Source organism: Streptomyces sp. NPDC104761, from assembly GCF_055583445.1.
On record NZ_JBVJNZ010000008.1, the window covers coordinates 335,240 to 349,406 of the forward strand.

Below are 14,167 nucleotides of genomic sequence, written 5' to 3' on the forward strand. Positions count from 1 at the left end.
GATGAAGCGTAGGAAAGAAGGCAGCACCCCATGAGCAGCAACGAGACGCCCCGCGGCCCCGTCGACTCCTCCCGCATACCGCGGTACGCCGGACCCGCGACCTTCGCCCGGCTGCCCCGCCTCGACGAGGTCGGCCGCGCCGACGTCGCCGTGGTGGGCGTGCCGTTCGACTCGGGCGTCTCGTACCGGCCCGGCGCCCGCTTCGGCGGCAACGCCATCCGCGAGGCGTCCAGGCTGCTGCGCCCCTACAACCCGGCGCAGGACGCCTCCCCCTTCGCACTGGCGCAGGTGGCGGACGGCGGCGACATCGCGGTGAACCCCTTCAACATCAACGAGGCCGTCGAGACCATCGAGGCCGCCGCGGACGAGCTCCTCGGCACCGGCGCCCGCCTGATGACCCTCGGCGGCGACCACACCATCGCGCTGCCCCTGCTGCGCAGCGTCGCCAGGAAGCACGGGCCGGTAGCGCTCCTCCACTTCGACGCCCACCTCGACACCTGGGACACCTACTTCGGCGCCGAGTACACGCACGGCACCCCGTTCCGGCGGGCGGTGGAGGAGGGCATCCTGGACACCTCGGCCCTCTCGCACGTCGGCACCCGCGGCCCGCTCTACGGCAAGCAGGACCTCACCGACGACGAGAAGATGGGCTTCGGCATCGTCACCTCGGCGGACGTCTACCGCCGGGGCGCCGACGAGGTCGCCGACCAGCTGCGGCAGCGCATCGGCGACCGCCCGCTCTACATCTCGATCGACATCGACTGTCTGGACCCCGCTCACGCCCCGGGCACCGGCACGCCCGAGGCGGGTGGTATGACGTCCAGGGAGCTGCTGGAGATCCTGCGCGGCCTGGCCGCATGCCACCTCGTCTCGGCGGACGTCGTCGAGGTGGCCCCCGCGTACGACCACGCCGAGATCACCTCGGTGGCGGCCTCGCACACGGCGTACGAACTGACCACGATCATGACCCGACAGATTGCCGAGGCTCGTTCGAAGTGACGCACGACCACGACCTGGTGCTCCGCCCGACCGAGGCGCAGACGGCCGCAGCCCTGAACCCGCCCGCCGGCCGAGGCGGCGGGGACCTGGTCGTGGAGACCCTGGCCGGGCTCGGCGCGACCACCGTCTTCGGGCTGCCCGGCCAGCACGCCCTCGGCATGTTCGACGCCCTGCGCCGCTCCTCGCTGCGCTACGTCGGCCTGCGGGTGGAGAACAACGCGGGCTTCGCGGCGGACGCGTACGGCAGGATCACGGGCGAGGCGGCCCCGCTGCTCCTCTCCACCGGCCCCGGCGCGCTGACCTCGCTGGCCGCGCTGCACGAGGCGGCCTCGGCATCGGCGCCCGTCCTCGCGATCAGCAGCCAGATCCCCACCGCGGGCCTGGGCGGCGGCCGCCACGGCTACCTGCACGAACTCCCGGACCAGGCGGCCTCCTTCCGGGGCGTGGTGAAGTCGGTCCACACCGTCCGCACCCAGTCGCAGATCCCGTCCGCGATCGCAGCCGCCTGGCAGTCGGCGCTGACGGCCCCGCACGGCCCGGTGTGGGTGGAGATCCCGCAGGACGTGCTCCTCGCGGAGACCTCGCTGCCCGTGGTGACGGCGGTGGACGCGACCCCCGACGAACTCCCCCCGCGCCCCGAACTGACCGCGGTCGCGGCCGACCTGCTCTCGCGCGCGGCCCGCCCGGCGATCATCGCGGGCGGCGGAGTCGTACGGGCGGACGCGTCCGGCAAGCTCCGGCAGCTGGCGGAGACGCTGAACGCTCCGGTCGTCACCACGTACGGCGGCAAGGGCGCGTTCCCCTGGCACCACCCCCTGTCCCTCCAGTCCTGGCTGGAGGACCGGCACACCACGGACTTCCTGGAGGACGCCGACGTCCTGCTCGTCGTCGGCTCGGGCCTCGGCGAACTCTCCTCCAACTACCACACGTTCAAGCCGCGCGGCCGCGTGATCCAGATCGAGGCGGACCTCGGCAAGCTGGAGTCCAACCATCCGGCGCTGGGCATCCACGCCGACGCCCGGCTCGCGCTCCAGGCCCTCCTTGAGACGGTTTCCGAACGCGAGGACCCGACGGCACCGGAGCGCGTACGAACCCTGCTCGCGCGGGTCTCCGACCGCATCGCCGCCCAGGAACTCACCCTGGAACAGGACGTGCTGGCGTCGGTCCGCCGCGCCCTGCCCGCGGGCGCCCCGTCCTTCTGGGACATGACGATCCTGGCGTACTGGGCCTGGTCGGCCTTCGACGCCCAGGCCCCGAACCTCATGCACTCCGCCCAGGGCGCCGGCGGCCTCGGCTACGGCTTCCCCGCGGCCCTCGGCGCGGCCGCCGCCGACCCGAGCCGCCCGGTCCTGGCGGTCTCCGGCGACGGCGGCGCCCTCTACTCCATCGCCGAACTGGCGACCGCGAGGCAGCACGACCTCCCGGTCACCTGGCTCATCGTCGACGACGGCGGCTACGGCATCCTCCGCGAGTACATGACCGACGCCTTCGGCAAGCCCACCGCGACGGAACTGACCCGCCCCGACTACGTGGCCCTCGCCGAGTCCTTCGGCGTCCCGGGGATCCGCACCTCCCCGGAGACCCTGGAGACGGACCTGGCGAAGGCCCTCGCCGAACCGGGCCCCTCGGTGGTCGTACTCCCGGCCCTGCTGCGGATGTTCGCGCCGACGCACCTGGCGGACTGAGCCGGTCCAGCGCCCCGAAGGGGCGCTGGGGGTACCCCCGGCCGAAGGCTGGGGGAGGAACGGCGCGACCAGCCACGACGGTGCCGCGGTCGACTGACGGCCTGTCGTGGCACTGCCGGCGGAGCGCTCAGCAGGCCCCCGCGCCCACCCCGTCGATCCGGCCCCCGAAGTCGCCGCGGTACTGGGAGCGCCAGTCGCCGTTGAAGACGTCGCGCTTCTCGGTCGGCGACCAGTTGACGAAGCAGGCGCGGGTGGAGGCGACGAAGGAACCGACGTTGTCGTGGAGGTTCGCCGGCATGTCGCGGTAGCCGCTGCGGGCCGTCCATTCCCAGTAGTCGCCGCCGAAGCCTTCGCCGCTCCAGAAGCAGACCGAGCCGTCGGGACAGGACGGGGCGGCGGCCGCGTGGGCGGAGGCGCTCTGGGCGGGGACGACGAGCGCGGTCAGGGCGAGGGCGGCGGCGAGGGACCAGGTGCGAAGCTTCACGGGAGCCTCCGGAAAAGGGAGTTGGGGGAGCCCGGCCCAGCTGCCGGGGCGCCCCCATGCTCCTTGGCGGTCACGCGGACACGCCCGAGCCCAAGATCGACTTCACTGGTGTGAGGGAAGTAGTACGACCGGTCCCGGTCCGCAACGGGGCGTACGAAGGAGGCCCCCGACCGTGCGGTCGGGGGCCCCGGGGCTGCCGGTGCGTCAGCTGACGTCCGACGGGTCCAGCCGGTAGAGCGTGGAGGTGGTGCTCTGCGAGGTGGCGGACGAGGAGGACGAGGACGAAGCGGAGCCGGAGGACTTCGAGTTCGACGTCGAGCCGCTCGTCGTGGTCTTGCTGTACTCGCTCTCCTTGACCGCCGTGCCGTTCTTCTCCACCCAGGCGGTCACCGCGGAGCTGAGCGAGTTGTTGCCGCCCATTCCCATACCGCCACCGCCGACCTGGATGTAGTGCAGCTTGCCCGCCTTCACCAGTTCCTTGAGCTTGGCGACGGTCATCGCCCCGTCGGTGCCGGTGAATCCCCACATGGAGATGACAGGCTCGTTCGAGCTCAGCTCGATCTGTGAAGCGGACTGGGAGTTGGAGACCGCGAGCAGCCAGGTGGCTCCGTCCATGTGCTTCATCAGGTAGGCGATCAGGTCGCTGCTCACGCCGCCGCCCATGCCACCGCCGCCGCCCATGCCGCCGCCGAAGCCGCCGCGCGTGCTGTCGGTACCGGTGCCGCCGCCGGGCATCTCCCCGTTGCCGCCGGGCAGTTCGCCGTTGCCGCTGCCGCCGCTCGGGAGTTCGCCGGTGCCGCCGCCGGGCGTCATCTGCCCGTTGCCGCCGCCGGGGAAGCCGCCGTTCGTGCCGCCGGTCGGGGCCTCGCCGTTCGCGCCGCCCGGGAAGCCGCCGCCCGTCTCGCCGCCGGCCTGGCTGTTCTGGCCACCACCCTGCTGCGTGCCGCCCGGCATCTCGCCGCCGCCCGGGAAGCCGCCCCGGTTTCCGCCGCCGGGTCCGCCGCCGAAGCCGCTGCCCGTCGAGGGGCCGGCGGTCGGGTTGGTGCCGCCGCGCATACCGCCGCCGCTGCCGCTGCCGAACGGCAGGGTCGCCGCGTACGCCGTCGGACCCGCGAGCGCCGCGACCACGGCCGCCGCCAGCGAGGCCGCCAGCAGCCGGGCCTTGTTGCCGGACCGGAAGAGGACCATGCCCACGATGCCGGCCACGGTCAGCACACCGATCGTCGGCCACAGCCAGGTGTTCCAGCCCGAGGCCCGGCGCAGCAGCACGATCGCCCAGATGCCGGTGACGCCGAAGGCGGCCGGGAGCACCCAGATCCACCGCTTGTCGGTGCGGAACGCCTCCAGCAGCATCGCGCCACCGCCGCCGCACAGCACCGCGATGCCCGGGGCGAGCGCGGTCGTGTAGTACGGGTGCATGGTGCCCTGCGCGGTCGCGAAGATCACGTAGTGCAGCAAGGTCCAGCCGCCCCACAGGACCAGCGCCATCCGCCTCAGGTCCGTGCGCGGGGCGCGGCCGCACAGCACCAGGCCGCCGACCAGGGCGATGCCCGCGAAGGGGAGCAGCCAGGAGATCTGGCCGCCGAGGACGTCGTTGAACATCCGGCCGAGGCCCGCGGAGCCGGCGAAGCTGGCGCCTCCGCCGCCGCCCCCGCCGTTGCCCTCGCCGCCGAAGACGCGGCCGAGACCGTCGTACCCCATGATCAGGTTCCAGGCGGAGCCGTCCGTGGAGCCGCCGATGTACGGCCGGTCCGAGGCCGGGACCAGGGAGACGGCGACCGCCCACCAGAAGCTGGAGACGGCCAGCACGACCGCGGCGAGGGCCAGGTTGACGGCGCGCTTCGCCCAGGTGGCCTTCGACGCGTAGAGGTAGAGCGCGAAGACGGCCGGGAGCGCGATCCAGCCCGCGAGCAGCTTGGTGTTGAAGGCGAGTCCGAAGCACGCCGCCGAGCCGAGCAGCGGCAGCAGCTTCTCGTCACGGGTGGCGCGGAACGCGAGCGCCGCGCCCGACACCATCAGGAAGACGAGGATGGTGTCCGGGTTGTTGTCGCGGTTGATGGCGACGGTGATCGGGGTCAGCGCCAGGACCAGGGCGGCGACGGCCGCCGCGCCGTGCCCCCACACCCGCTTCACGGTGGAGTGCAGGATCCAGATCGTGGCGAGCGCGACCACGATCTCGGGCGCCATCATCTGCCAGGTGCCGAAGCCGAAGATACGGCAGGACAGGCCCATGACCATGAGAGCGAACGGCGGTTTGTCGACGGTCAGGAAGTTGCCCGGGTCCAGCGAACCGAAGAACCAGGCCTTCCAGCTCTTCGTACCGGCCCAGATGGCGCCGCTGTAGAAGGTGTTCATGTCGGAACCGGAGAGGTTCCAGGAGTAGAGCACCGCCGCCAGGATCAGGATCGCGATCAGCGCGGGGAGCGACCAGCGCGGCGCCTTGCCCGGCAGGGGAGCCGCGGAGGCCGGCGCGGGGGTCGCCGTGGGCGGGCCCCAGTCGGGGGACACGGGCGAGTGGGGGGTGGGATCGGTGGCAGATGTCACCATGCCACCCTGCGTGCGGCCGATGGGCGCGGGCTGTGCCGATCCTGGGCACAGGCTGTGGATGGGTGAGATGTCGGTAAGAGGACGGCCGGTACGACCGCCCTCCGCGCCTGCTGTACCGCTGTAGCGCCGCGTCAGTGCACGCGGACCGACAGCCGGTAGAACCGCGTCGTCTGTGCCGCGTTCTGGTTGTCGTCGCTGACCAGGAGGACCTGGTACGCGCCCTTCGCGCGGCCGGTGACGACCATGCCCTCGATGTTGTCGAGGAGCGGGTTGGGCTGCGGCTGCTTGGCCGTGGCGCCGAGCGTCGGGCAGGTGGCGATGTCCGTGAGCAGGGTCTTCTTGATCAGCCGTACGCCGGTCTGCCCGGTGAGGTTCTCGATGCGGCTGGTGTCCGTGGCGCGGTGCGGGTCGGCCAGGAAGAGGCGGACGGTGTTGCCGACGCCGGAGGTGAAGCCGCGCTCCAGGACGAGGAGCCGGCCGTCGGGGAGCGCCTGCACCTCGGGGACGCCGAGGACCGGGTCGTCGGTGCGGTAGGCGTACTGGGCCGACAGCTTGAAGTGGTCGCCCTTGGTCCGGGTCCAGGTCTGGAAGCGGACGATCCCGGCGGTGTCGCCGGAGAGGGCGTACTCCATGGAGGCCAGCAGGGTGCGGCCGCCGTTCAGGAGGGTCAGGCCCTCGAAGGTCTGGTTGGAGGTGGCCCGTCCGGCAGGGGAGACGAGGAGCGAGGACGGCACGGGGAGGCGGTCCAGGATCGTGCCGTCCGCCGAGTAGCGGCGGACGGACGGCTCGGTCTCGGAGGTGATCAGCCGGGTGCCGTCCCGGTCCACGACCAGGCCCTCGGAATCGAGCGCGGCGCCGTTCTCGTCGGCGAGCCCGACGACTTTCCTCGGCGCGAGCGTCCTGGCGTCCAGGTCGAAGAGGTACGACCGGTCGGCGAGGGCGGCGAGCGAGCCGTCCTTGTCCACGGCGAGCGCGGAGAGGTTGCCGACGAAGTAGCCGCCGAAGGTCGTCTTGTCGAGGGCGTCGGAGAAGCTGTCGAGGGAGACCGAGGACGAACACGCGTGAGCGGAGGCGGTGTTGGCCGCGTCGGTGCGGGTCGCGACGGCGTTGGCGGACCCGGCGGCGGACAGACAGGTGGCCGCCGCCAGGCCGGCGGTGACGGTGGCGAGTACGGTTCGCAGGCGCATGGCGGTCACCGTAGGGGGAACCGGTGACGGGGTGGAGACCGCCCCGTGAAGGAAAGGGTCGGTTTCCGGCCGCCGGGACCGCACTTCGCCGCGCGAACCGGCGCCGCGCCTCAGGAGGCCGCGAGGTCCTTGTGGACGACCTTCGCGACGGCCTGGATGGTGTTGATGCCGTAGCTCATGGTGCTGTTGTCCTGGGTCAGGACGGTCATCTGGTAGTCGTGGCCGCCGCCGGTGAACGTGCCGAGGCTGTGCACCCGCCAGCCGTGCGTGGCGCGCTGCAGCCAGCCGTTCTTGACGTGCACGGCGACACCGGACGGGGCGCCGTACGGGGTGCCCCACCGCTGGGACGAGACGACCTGCCCCATCAGCTTCAGGATGTAGGCGCGCGAATTGTCGCTGAGCACGCTGTTCTTGGCGGTGACGAGCGCGAGCAGCCGCTGCTCGTCGTGCACGTCGATCTGGGTCAGGCCCCAGTAGCCGTTGGCACCCGGGGTGGTCTGCGTCATCCCGGCCGCGCTCAGGAAGCCCTTGATCTTCGTCAGGCCGAGCTGCTTCCACAGCTTGGTGGTGGCGTCGTTGTCCGACTTGGTGATCATGGCCTTGGCGAGCGTCTGCTCGGTGGTGGTCAGATACCGGTTGTGCTTCTTCGCGTCCCACAGCAGCGTGGCGAGGACGGTCACCTTGACCGTGCTGGCCGAGTCGTAGTGGGTGGTGGAGCGCAGGGTGCAGGTCGTCTTCGTCGAACGGTCGTACAGGCCGACGGCGATCGTCCCCTTGCGGTTCGCGATGGCCGCTGTGATGTCCTTCTTCAGCTTCGTGGCGAGAGCCGCCTTGGCGGACGTACAGCTGACGGCGGGCGCGGCGGCGGAGGCGGGCGCGGCGGCGGCCACGCCGGCTATGAGAAACCCGGTGCCGAGCGCGGTGGCGACCAGCCCTCTCCTTCGTCTGTGAGTCATACCCTCGTTGACACACGGATTCGCACGAATGGTTGTACGAGCGGTCAGGGCTTTAAGCAACCGTCATCTGGGCCGGGTGCCTCGCTGTCCGGTCCGTGCCCGAGGATGGCGCCATGAGAAGCCCGAGTGTGCCGGCCGTGACGATGTCCGCGGCCACGGTCGTGCTGTTCGCCGCCGGCTGCACCGGCGGACCCGGCCACGCCGCGCCCACCCCCGCATCGCCCACTCCGGCGACGAGGGCGACGACCTCCGTCGCCAGGACGTATGACTCCGTCACCAAGGCGCCGGCGCTCCTCGAAGGCGAGGTCGTCGCCCGGGCGGCGAACGCCACCGGCGGCCGGGAGATGGAGATCAAGGGCGGGGTCGGCAGCGGCGTCCTCTCCGTCCAGGTGAACTGCGAAGGCAGGGGCAGACTGACCGTCACCGTCGAACCGCTCGGCCTCCACTTCCCGTTCGGCTGCGTCGACGGTCAAGTCAGCACCATCGACAACGAGATGAACATGAACGGCGGCGGGGTACGGCCCCACACGCCGGGCACGGTGCAGGTGACCGCGACGGCGGGCGTGCGGTGGGCGATCACGGTCGGCCGCCGGGGCGGGGCCGGCCGGTCAGGTTCCTAGCGGCTCCGGCGCGGCGAGAAACACCCTGCGCCGGGACCGATCGACCTCCGAGACGACGACGGACACCTCCTCGCCGGCCCGGAACGCCTCGGTCCTCCTGCGGGGGCGGCACCGACACGCTCCCCTGAGCATGCATCCTGGTGACTCGGCCGGGATTCAGCGAACGCGGACGACCGACTCTCCGTGCACCGGGACGGCCGTTCCTGTTACCGAACCCGGACGGAACCCGATGAACACCCCCCTGCCCGAGCGCCGTCTCACCGGGCGCAGGACAGAGCGTCCTGATGGCCGAGGGGGATCCCGACGACGACCACGCGCGGTGCCTGCCGTACCGGCCGTTCCGCGGCCCTGGCGGCAATCGCCGCCGCTGCGCCAAGGTCACGAAGGTGGGACGCCGGGCTCGACGCCGACGGGGTGTCCGTCGTGCTCGGCGCGAGCGGGGTGATCGGCGCCCCGCGAGTAGGCGTCCGCGGTGAGCCCCCCTGCGCCCCGCCCCCGTTTTGTTGCGGAAGGATGAAATCCGCTTCGTTCCGTGTTGGGACCTTGTGGAAGAACAGGGCGAACGGAGGGCACCCGCGTGGCAGCGCAACAGGGGGAGCGGCAGCAGGGCGGCTGGGCGCGCAGGCTGGCGGGGTATGCCTGGCGGCATCCCCGGGACGTCGTGCTCGCGCTCGGGTCCTCGCTGGCCGGTATGGCGGTGCTCGCCGTCGTACCCCTGATCACCAAGGTGATCATCGACGACGTGATCGGCGACCACAGCCGGTCCATGGGGCCCTGGGCCGGTGCCCTGGTCGGTGCCGCCGTCCTCGTCTACGCGGCCACCTTCGTGCGCCGCTACTACGGCGGCCGGCTCGCCCTCGACGTCCAGCACGACCTGCGGACCGAGATGTACGGCACCCTCACCCGGCTCGACGGACGGCGGCAGGACGAGCTGTCCACGGGCCAGGTGGTGGGACGCGCCACCAGCGACCTCCAGCTCATCCAGGGGCTCCTCTTCATGCTGCCGATGACCATCGGCAACGTCCTCCTCTTCCTGATCTCCCTCGCGATCATGGCCTGGCTGTCGCCGCCGCTCACCCTGGTCGCCCTCGCCGTCGCCCCGGCCCTGTACTGGATAGCCAAGCGCAGCCGCAGCAAGCTGCACCCCGCCACCTGGTACGCCCAGGCCCAGGCCGCGGCCGTGGCCGGGGTGGTCGACGGCGCGGTGAGCGGCGTGCGCGTGGTGAAGGGGTTCGGGCAGGAGGAGCAGGAGACCGGGAAGCTGAAGGAGGTCGGGCGCAGGCTCTTCGCCGGGCGGCTGCGCACGATACGGCTGAACAGCAGGTTCACCCCGGCCCTCCAGGCGGTCCCGGCCCTCGGCCAGGTCGCCATGCTCGCGCTCGGCGGCTGGCTCGCCGTCCGCGGTCACATCACCCTCGGCACCTTCGTCGCCTTCTCCTCCTACCTCGCCCAGCTGGTCGGCCCGGTCCGGATGCTCGCCGTGGTGCTCACCGTCGGCCAGCAGGCCCGCGCGGGCACCGAGCGGGTGCTCGAGCTGATCGACACCGAGCCCACCATGAAGGAGGGCACCAAGACCCTCCCCGCCGACGCGCCCGCGACCGTCGAGTTCGACGACGTGTCGTTCGGGTACGACGACGAGCGCCCGGTCCTGAAGGGACTCAGCTTCGAGATCCGGCCGGGCGAGACCCTCGCAGTCGTCGGCTCCTCCGGCTCCGGCAAGTCCACGGTCTCCCTCCTCCTGCCGCGCTTCTACGACGTCACCCACGGCGCCGTCCTGATCGGCGGCCACGACGTCCGCGAGCTGACCCACGACTCGCTCCGGGCCGCCATCGGCCTGGTCCCCGAGGACTCGTTCCTCTTCTCCGACACGGTCCGCAACAACATCGCCTACGGCCGTCCCGAGGCGACCGAGGACGAGATCCTCGCCGCCGCCCGCGCCGCCCAGGCCGACCGGTTCATCGCCGATCTGCCCGACGGCTACGACACCAAGGTCGGTGAACAGGGCCTCACCCTCTCCGGTGGCCAGCGCCAGCGCATCGCCCTCGCCCGTGCCCTGCTCACCGACCCCCGGCTCCTCGTCCTCGACGACGCCACCTCGGCCGTCGACGCCCGCGTGGAGCACGAGATCCACGAGGCCCTCGCGCACGTGATGCGGGGACGCACCACGCTGCTCATCGCGCACCGCCGCTCCACCCTCAACCTCGCCGACCGCATCGCCGTCCTCGACGGCGGCCGGCTCGCCGACATCGGCACCGACGAGGAGCTCCAGCAGCGGTCCGCCCTCTACCGCAGGCTCCTCACCGACCCGGACGAGCTCGGCGGGGTCTCCCCGGGGCACGCCCTGCCCCTCGAACCGCGCGAGGACACCTCCGTGCGGGACGAGCTGGACGCCGAGTTCGACGCCGAGCGCGGCGTGACGCCGCGGCTGTGGACCGGCGACCGCACGCCCCGTGACCTCGCCCTCGCCGGCACCCCGGCCACGCCCGAACTGCTCGCCCAGGTCGAGGCGCTGCCCCCGGCGACCGACGTCCCCGACATCGACGAGGCCGGCGCCGTCCGCCCCGAGGACTCCTACGGCCTGCGCCGCCTGCTGCGCGGCTTCGGCGCGCCCCTGCTGGTCAGCCTCGCGCTGGTCGCCGTGGACGCCGGCGTGGGCCTGCTGCTCCCGGTGCTGATCCGGCACGGCATCGACCAGGGCGTCAGCAAGCTGGCGCTCGGCGCGGTGTGGGCGGCCGCGCTGCTCGGTCTGTTCGCGGTGCTCGCCCAGTGGGCGGCCCAGATCGGCGAGACCCGGATGACCGGCCGTACCGGCGAACGGGTCCTCTACTCCCTCCGCCTGAAGATCTTCGCGCAGCTCCAGCGGCTCGGTCTCGACTACTACGAGCGGGAGCTGACCGGCCGGATCATGACGCGGATGACGACCGACGTGGACGCCCTCTCCACCTTCCTGCAGACGGGTCTGGTCACCGCGTTCGTCTCGGTCGTCACCTTCTTCGGCATCATGGTCGCCCTGCTGGTGATCGACGTGCAGCTCGCGCTCGTCGTCTTCACCACCCTGCCGCCGCTGATCGTCGCGACCTTCTTCTTCCGCCGGGCGAGCGTGAAGGCGTACGAACTCGCCCGGGAGCGGGTGTCGGTGGTCAACGCCGACCTCCAGGAGTCGGTGGCCGGGCTGCGGATCGTGCAGGCCTTCCGGCGCGAGCGGGACAGCGGCCGCCGCTTCACCGAGCGCAGCGAGAGCTACCGCAGGGCCCGTATCCGGGGGCAGTTGCTGATATCGGTCTACTTCCCGTTCGTCCAGCTGCTGTCGTCGGTGGCCGCGGCGAGCGTGCTGATGGCGGGGGCCCACCGGGTCGAGGCGGCCACCCTCACCACCGGCGCCCTGGTCGCCTACCTCCTCTACATCGACCTGTTCTTCGCCCCCGTCCAGCAGCTCTCCCAGGTCTTCGACGGATACCAGCAGGCGACCGTCTCCCTCGGCCGCATCCAGGAACTCCTGCGCGAGCCGACCTCCACCAGGCCGGCCGAGCGACCGCGGGAGGTGCGGTCGCTCCACGGCGACATCGCCTTCGAGAACGTGCACTTCGCATACGGGGCCGCCGACGAGGGCGACGCGGCTCTGGGCGGCATCGACCTGACCATCCCCGCCGGGCAGACCGTCGCCTTCGTCGGCGAGACCGGCGCGGGCAAGTCGACCCTGGTCAAGCTGGTCGCGCGGTTCTACGACCCGACGGGCGGCCGGGTGACGGTCGACGGCACGGACCTGCGCGACCTCGACCTCACCTCGTACCGCCACCGGCTCGGGGTCGTCCCGCAGGAGGCGTACCTCTTTCCCGGGACCGTCCGGGACGCCATCGCCTACGGCCGCCCTGACGCGACCGACGCCGAGGTGGAGGCGGCGGCCCGCGCGGTCGGCGCCCACGAGATGATCGCCACCCTCGAGGGCGGCTACCTTCACGAGGTGGCCGAGCGGGGCCGCAACCTCTCCGCGGGCCAGCGCCAGCTCATCGCCCTCGCCCGCGCGGAGCTGGTCGACCCCGACGTGCTGCTCCTCGACGAGGCGACGGCGGCCCTGGACCTGGCCACCGAGGCCCAGGTCAACATGGCCACCGACCGGCTGACGGGGCGTCGTACCACCCTCGTGGTCGCCCACCGGCTGACCACCGCGGCCCGCGCCGACCGGGTGGTGGTCATGGACCACGGCCGGGTCGCCGAGGACGGCACCCACGACGAACTGCTGGCCCTCGACGGCCGGTACGCCGAACTGTGGCGCACCTTCATCGGCCGGCCCGAGGAGGAGCCGGAGGAGCCGGTGGGCGCGACCCGGTGAGCTCGCCTCCCTGACGGCCGTGCAACCATCCGACACATGTCGGGCGTCCGTACATCAGTACGGTCATGGTGGGGGCACGGCTGCGGTACGGGAGGGAACGACTGTGGACAGTGGTGCGATACGCCGGCGGCTGGCGCTCGGTGCGGCCGTGCTGGCCGCCTCCGGGGCGCTCGCGCTCGTGGTACCGGCCGAGGCGCAGGCCGCGACGGCCACGAACTGCGCCGGACGCGAGGTGCGGACCCTGTCCTTCGCCGGCGGCACCGTGCACGTCTACCGGCAGGGCGGCTACGTCTGCGCGATCACCCTGCCCAAGAGCTCCGGCGGCAGGCGGACGATGTCCGTCAGCGTCCAGGCCCGCGGCAACCGGCCGGTCGTCGACAAGGGCAGGTACAGCCACCGCGCGGGCCCGGTCACGGTCCACGCGGGACACCGCTGCGTGTGGGTGCGGGGCACGGTCGGGGGGAGCTCGGTGAGCTCGGGCTGGATCCTTTGCTGAGGAAGGACGAACCGCCGGTGCGCGTACGACGAGAGGTCCGGTGGGTCCTGTGGGCGCTGTGGGGTGCGTGTCTGGTGTTCTGCGTGTGGTTCTTCGCGGCGGCGGTCGCGCTGTTCCGGCAGGCCGAGTCGTGGTGACCGTGGTGGTGCCCGCAGGATGACCGCGACGCCCGCCGGCTTTCCGGCCCGGGCTCCGCACACCCCGGTCCAGGCCGACACGGGCGTTCACAACCGCCGTGCGCAGCCCACCGGTTGCTCCCCGCCCAGCTGGACGTACAGGGCGGTGGACGCCGGGCAGGCGTCCCGCGAGGTCACCGCCCGGACCACCCGGTACTGCGGTTTCCGTTTCCCCGAGCCGTCGCAGGCGGTCTCGCGGACCTGGCCGTGGCCCGAACCGTAGACGCAGTCGCCGACGACGGTGCGCGGCCCGCCGCCCCCGCCCGGGTCACCGGGGTGCGGCGGCTCCAGGTTGCGCATGCAGGCGTAGCCCTGCGGGATCGTTCCGTCGCCGTCCTCGCCGCCGCCCGTGCGCTGGGCGCCTATGTGGAGCACGAAGTCGGTGACGGCCGGGCACAGCGGCCCGTCGGCCACGGTGCCGTCGTACCGGGCGATCACCCGGGCCGCCGCGCGTTCCCCGGTGCAGGGCACCTCGGTGAAGCCGGCGGTCCCGAACGAGCTGCACTCGCCGACCGCGAGGAACTGCGCGCCGTACCCGGCCGGCGCCGGGCTCGCCGTCGACCGCGCGCTGCCCGCCGGCGCCCCGGACGACGACGTCCGGCAACCGGCCGGCAGCAGCACGACGGCCACCGCCACCAGTACCCCCGCACAACGCCTGTTCCGCATAGCGACCCCCCTGCCAGCGTG

Annotated in this window: 10 protein-coding genes; 5 read left to right on the forward strand and 5 right to left on the reverse strand. The window is 72.4% G+C overall.

Annotated features, from left to right (window positions below):
- Nucleotides 1-30: 30 nt before the first annotated feature.
- Both speB and ACZ63F_RS23470 read left to right on the forward strand, forming a co-directional pair.
- Nucleotides 31-999, forward strand: coding sequence for an agmatinase (gene speB, locus ACZ63F_RS23465; RefSeq protein WP_469713432.1), 969 nt, complete (start codon nt 31-33; stop codon nt 997-999).
- Nucleotides 996-2,684 (forward strand): thiamine pyrophosphate-binding protein, encoded by a 1,689-nt coding sequence (locus tag ACZ63F_RS23470; RefSeq protein ID WP_469713433.1) that lies wholly within the window; start codon nt 996-998, stop codon nt 2,682-2,684. The genes speB and ACZ63F_RS23470 overlap by 4 nt, the downstream gene beginning before the upstream one ends.
- 127 nt (nt 2,685-2,811) lie before the next feature.
- Here the strand turns inward: ACZ63F_RS23470 and ACZ63F_RS23475 are convergent, their stop codons facing one another.
- From ACZ63F_RS23475 to ACZ63F_RS23490, 4 genes are all read right to left on the reverse strand, one after another.
- Nucleotides 2,812-3,168: a peptidase inhibitor family I36 protein gene (locus ACZ63F_RS23475; RefSeq protein WP_469713434.1), complete on the reverse strand. Its 357-nt coding sequence runs from the start codon at nt 3,166-3,168 to the stop codon at nt 2,812-2,814.
- 204 nt (nt 3,169-3,372) lie between these two features.
- A complete protein-coding gene (locus ACZ63F_RS23480; RefSeq protein ID WP_469713579.1) occupies nt 3,373-5,712 on the reverse strand; it encodes an ArnT family glycosyltransferase in 2,340 nt (779 codons plus the stop codon).
- Nucleotides 5,713-5,846: 134 nt separating this feature from the next.
- Nucleotides 5,847-6,902 (reverse strand): esterase-like activity of phytase family protein, encoded by a 1,056-nt coding sequence (locus tag ACZ63F_RS23485; protein ID WP_469713436.1) that lies wholly within the window; start codon nt 6,900-6,902, stop codon nt 5,847-5,849.
- 110 nt (nt 6,903-7,012) lie between these two features.
- Nucleotides 7,013-7,858 (reverse strand): serine hydrolase, encoded by an 846-nt coding sequence (locus tag ACZ63F_RS23490; RefSeq protein WP_469713437.1) that lies wholly within the window; start codon nt 7,856-7,858, stop codon nt 7,013-7,015.
- Between the two features lie 113 nt (nt 7,859-7,971).
- On the opposite strand from ACZ63F_RS23490, the gene ACZ63F_RS23495 reads away from it, so the two are divergent.
- From ACZ63F_RS23495 to ACZ63F_RS23505, 3 genes are all read left to right on the forward strand, one after another.
- Nucleotides 7,972-8,478: a hypothetical protein gene (locus tag ACZ63F_RS23495; RefSeq protein ID WP_469713439.1), complete on the forward strand. Its 507-nt coding sequence runs from the start codon at nt 7,972-7,974 to the stop codon at nt 8,476-8,478.
- A gap of 577 nt (nt 8,479-9,055) precedes the next feature.
- Nucleotides 9,056-12,808, forward strand: a complete 3,753-nt coding sequence (locus tag ACZ63F_RS23500) for an ABC transporter ATP-binding protein (protein ID WP_469713441.1) — start codon at nt 9,056-9,058, stop codon at nt 12,806-12,808.
- A 103-nt stretch (nt 12,809-12,911) separates the two neighbouring features.
- Entirely contained in the window at nt 12,912-13,304 is a 393-nt protein-coding gene (locus ACZ63F_RS23505; RefSeq protein WP_469713442.1) for a hypothetical protein, read from the forward strand.
- Nucleotides 13,305-13,528: 224 nt separating this feature from the next.
- On the opposite strand, the gene ACZ63F_RS23510 is transcribed toward ACZ63F_RS23505, so the two are convergent.
- Nucleotides 13,529-14,146, reverse strand: coding sequence for a hypothetical protein (locus ACZ63F_RS23510; RefSeq protein ID WP_469713443.1), 618 nt, complete (start codon nt 14,144-14,146; stop codon nt 13,529-13,531).
- Nucleotides 14,147-14,167: the final 21 nt, after the last annotated feature.